General features: G+C 72.8%; 5 protein-coding genes. 3 read left to right on the top strand and 2 right to left on the bottom strand.

The window, feature by feature from the left end; translation table 11 throughout:
* Both AB0M52_RS31315 and AB0M52_RS31310 read right to left on the bottom strand, forming a co-directional pair.
* Nucleotides 1–278: response regulator (locus AB0M52_RS31315; protein WP_363961175.1), on the bottom strand; the 278-nt coding region annotated here is incomplete at its 3' end.
* Nucleotides 275–1,513: a histidine kinase gene (locus AB0M52_RS31310; protein WP_363961173.1), complete on the bottom strand. Its 1,239-nt coding sequence runs from the start codon at nt 1,511–1,513 to the stop codon at nt 275–277. The genes AB0M52_RS31310 and AB0M52_RS31315, both read right to left, overlap by 4 nt.
* A 152-nt stretch (nt 1,514–1,665) precedes the next feature.
* Between AB0M52_RS31310 and fabG the strand changes: the two genes are divergently transcribed.
* From fabG to AB0M52_RS31295, 3 genes are all read left to right on the top strand, one after another.
* Nucleotides 1,666–2,370, top strand: coding sequence for a 3-oxoacyl-ACP reductase FabG (fabG, locus tag AB0M52_RS31305; RefSeq protein WP_363961171.1), 705 nt, complete (start codon nt 1,666–1,668; stop codon nt 2,368–2,370).
* Nucleotides 2,371–2,437: 67 nt separating this feature from the next.
* Entirely contained in the window at nt 2,438–3,205 is a 768-nt protein-coding gene (gene fabI, locus AB0M52_RS31300) for an enoyl-ACP reductase FabI (protein WP_363961169.1), read from the top strand.
* Nucleotides 3,206–3,317: 112 nt separating this feature from the next.
* On the top strand, nt 3,318–4,303 hold a 986-nt coding region (locus AB0M52_RS31295; RefSeq protein ID WP_363961167.1), incomplete at its 3' end, for a ferrochelatase.

Below are 4,303 nucleotides of genomic sequence, written 5' to 3'. Positions count from 1 at the left end.
AGCCAGGCCGGCGCGAGGTCCTCGCGCAGCGCGGCCAGCTCGGCCTGCAACGCGTCGTCGGCGGCCACGTCGGCGGGGGAGAAGAACTCGGCGAGGTCGAGCACCGGCATCCGCACGTCCATCAGCACCACGTCCGGGTCGAGCCGGCGGGCCTCGGCGACCGCCTGCGCGCCGTCGGCGGCGTCGCCGACCACCAGCAGGTCCGGCTGGGCGGCCAGCAGCGCGCCGAAGCCCTGCCGGACCATCGCCTGGTCGTCGGCGATCAGCACCCGGATCATGGTGTCCCGTCCTCCCGGTCGCCGGGCAACAGCGCCTCCACCGCGTAGCCGCCGTCGCTGGTGGGCCCGGCGACGCAGGTGCCGCCGAGGGCGATGGCCCGTTCCCGCATGCCGGTCAGCCCCTGCCCGCCGCCGCGTGCGTCCGGCCCGGCCGGGCTGCCCCCGCCCGAGTTCACCACCCGTACCGCCAGCCCGCCGGCCAGTTCCCGCACGTTGACGCGCACCGCGGCGCCGGCCGCGTGCCGGGCGGCGTTGGCCAGGCCCTCCTGGATGATCCGGTACGCGGCCAGCCCGACCGGCGTCGACGGCTCGGCGGGAATGTCGGTGCTCAGGGTCACCGTCATGCCGGCCCGCTGGGCGGCGGCCACCAGTGCGGGCAGTTCCGCCAGGCCGGGCTGCGGCGCGGTCTGCGGATCCTCCGACTCGCTGCGCAGTACGCCCAGCAGCCGCCGCATGTCGGTCAGGGCCGCCCGGGCGGAGTCGGCGATGGCGGCGAACTCGGACCGTACCGGCTCGGGTACGGCGTCGAGCCGGTACGGCGCGGTCTCCGCCTGCACGGCGATCATCGACATGTGGTGCGCGACCACGTCGTGCAGCTCCCGGGCGATCCGGGTGCGTTCCTCCAGCACCGCGCGCCGGGCCTGCTCCAGCTCGCTCAGCTCGGCCTGCTCGGCCAGCGCCCGCCGGGCCAGCAGGTTGTGCCGCACCAGGTCGCCGACGAGCAGCAGCGCCACGAACAGCAGGCTGACGCCGACCTGGTTGCGTGGTGGCACGAAGATCCAGACCGGGATGAGGCTGAACAGCCCGACCCAGGCGAGCACGAGCCGGTCGACCCGGGTGGCCACCACGATCAGCACGAGCAGGCTGACCAGGATCTGGACCGGGCTCCACGGCCAGTCGTCCCACGGCCACCGGTTGAACGTGCCGAACAGCAGCCCGACGAACATGATCCGCCAGGCCCAGAGCGGTCGGGTGAGCAGGATCGGCAGTGGTGCGACAGTCAGGGCCGAGAGCAGCAGGGCGGTGGCGATGGTCAGCTTGCGCGCGTCGCGCAGGTACTCCGTGCCGATCAGCGTCAGCCCGAGCAGGGCCAGTAGCCCGAGGGTCCGGAGGGCGGCCGCCGTGCGGGGCCGGGAACGTAGCCGGTCCAGTGGTAGCCGGACGGGGGGATAGTCCGGCCCGGCCACGGTGCGACGTAGGGCCGCCAGGGCGCGACGGACGGTACTGCGGTCCATACCCCGGCAGGGTAGTTCGGCCGGGTGCTCCTGTCGTGCGACCGCAGGGTGATCCACCGGGTCGTACCCCGGTATGACGTGGGGCGGGTTAGTGATTACCGTGCGGTAGCGCCTAGTCTCCAACCCGCAGCGATCTTTGGAGAGGACGCACCGTGTCTCGAACTGTGCTGGTTACCGGCGGCAACCGCGGGATCGGTCTGGCCATCGCGCAGGCCTTCGCCAAGCAGGGTGACCGGGTGGCGATCACCCACCGGGGCAGCGGGGCGCCGGACGGTCTGTTCGGCGTGCAGTGCGACATCACCGACGCCGAGTCGGTGGACGCCGCCTTCGCCGCGGTCGAGGCGGAGCTGGGGCCGGTGGAGGTGCTGGTCGCCAACGCCGGCATCACCGACGACACGCTGCTGCTGCGGATGTCCGAGGAGCAGTTCACCCGGGTGCTGGACACCAACCTGACCGGCGCGTACCGCTGCGCCAAGCGCGCCTCGGCGAAGATGCTGCGGGCCAAGTGGGGCCGGATGATCTTCATCTCCTCGGTGGTCGGCCTGTCCGGCGGCGCCGGCCAGGTCAACTACGCGGCCAGCAAGGCCGGCCTGGTCGGGGTGGCCCGCTCGATCACCCGGGAACTGGGCACCCGCAACATCACCGCCAACGTGGTCGCGCCCGGCTTCATCGAGACCGACATGACCGCCGTACTGACCGCGGAGCGCAAGGCGGAGATCCTCAAGTCGATCCCGGCCGGCCGGATGGCCAGCCCGGACGAGGTTGCCGCGGTGGTCACCTGGCTGGCCGGCGACAGCGCCGGCTACGTTTCCGGCGCGGTCATCCCGGTCGACGGCGGCCTGGGCATGGGCCACTGAATCTTCTGCAACCTGGACCGCGCGGCGCCTGCGCCCCGACCCCACCTGCCACGGAGGAATGAGCGTAATGTCCGGACTGCTGGCCGGTAAGCGGCTGCTCGTCACCGGCGTCATCACCGATGCCTCGATCGCCTTCTCGGTGGCGAAGCTCGCCCAGGAGAACGGTGCCCAGGTCGTGCTCACCGGGTACGGCCGGCTCTCGCTGGTGGAGCGGATCGCCAAGCGGCTGCCCGAGCCGGCGCCCGTGATCGAGCTGGACGTGACCAACACCGAGCACCTCGCCGGGCTGGCCGACAAGGTCCGGGAGCACGTCGACGGCCTCGACGGGGTGGTGCACTCGATCGGGTTCGCCCCGCAGAGCTGCCTCGGCGGCGGGTTCCTCGACGCCTCCTGGGAGGACGTGGCGACCGCGCTGCACGTCTCGACCTACTCCTACAAGTCCCTCGCGGTCGCGGCGCTGCCGCTGATGTCGCCGGGCGGCTCGGTGGTCGGGCTGACCTTCGACGCCACCCAGGCGTGGCCGGTCTACGACTGGATGGGCGTGGCCAAGGCCGGGCTGGAGTCCGCCTCCCGCTACCTCGCCATGCACCTGGGCAAGCAGGGCATCCGCAGCAACCTGGTCTCCGCCGGGCCGCTGCGCACCATGGCCGCCAAGTCGATCCCCGGCTTCGAGCAGTTCGAGGACGCCTGGGCCGAGCGGGCCCCGCTGGGCTGGAACCTCACCGACCAGGAGCCGGCCGCCCGGGCCTGCCTCGCGCTGCTGTCGGACTGGTTCCCGGCCACCACCGGCGAGATCGTGCACGTCGACGGCGGCTACCACGCCATCGGCGCCTAGGTGAAAGGAAGGGCCCCCTTTTAACGCCTGCGGTATAGCAGGGGGCCCCTGTTAACAGCCGGGACCCGGGGGCGTTGCCGGGCTGCCGCCGGGCACCGGGAAGAATGGGCCCATGGCGTACGACGCGGTGGTGCTGGTGTCCTTCGGTGGCCCGGAGGGGCCGGACGACGTGCTGCCGTTCCTTCAGAACGTGACCCGGGGGCGGGGCATCCCGCCGCAGCGGCTGGCCGAGGTCGCCGAGCACTACCAGCACTTCGGCGGCGTGTCGCCGATCAACGAGCAGTGCCGGGAACTGCTCGCGGCGATCCGCGCGGACTTCACCACCCATGGCCTCGACCTGCCCGTCTACTGGGGCAACCGGAACTGGAAGCCGATGCTCGCCGACACCGTGGCGCAGATGCGCGACGACGGCGTACGGCGGGCGTTGGCCTTCGTCACCAGCGCCTACGGCGGGTACTCCTCCTGCCGGCAGTACCAGGAGGACATCACTGCCGCCCGGGCGGCAGTCGGCCCGGACGCGCCGGCGATCGAGAAGCTGCGCCAGTTCTGGGACCACCCGGGCTTCGTCGAGCCGCACGTCGACGCGGTACGGGCGGCGCTGGCCCAGCTCGACCCGGCGCGGCGGGACAGCACCCGGCTCGTCTTCACCGCGCACTCCGTACCCGTCTCGATGGCCGACAGCGCCGGCCCGCACGGCGGCCGGTACACCGCCCAGCTGACCGAGACGGCCCGGCTGGTGCACGCGGCGGCCGCCCCGGACCTGCCGTACGACCTGGTCTGGCAGAGCCGGTCCGGCCCGCCGCACATGCCGTGGCTGGAGCCGGACATCAACGACCACCTGGCCGCGCTCGCCGGGCAGGGCGTCACCGGCGTGGTGGTCAGCCCGATCGGTTTCGTCTCCGACCACCTGGAGGTGGTGTGGGACCTCGACACCGAGGCGCTGGACACGGCCAAGCAACTCGGCCTGGACTTCGTCCGCGCCGCCACCCCCGGCACCGACCCGCGCTTCGTGACCATGGTGCGGGAGCTGGTCCAGGAGCGGATCGACCCGGCCGGGGCGAGCCTGCGCCGCCGGCTCGGCGAGCTGCCGATGTGGGA

The organism is Micromonospora sp. NPDC051296, assembly GCF_040682255.1.
Taxonomy (GTDB): Bacteria; Actinomycetota; Actinomycetes; order Mycobacteriales; family Micromonosporaceae; genus Micromonospora; species Micromonospora craterilacus.
Note: the sequence above shows the minus strand (reverse complement) of the source record. Positions and strands in the feature narration are given on the sequence as shown.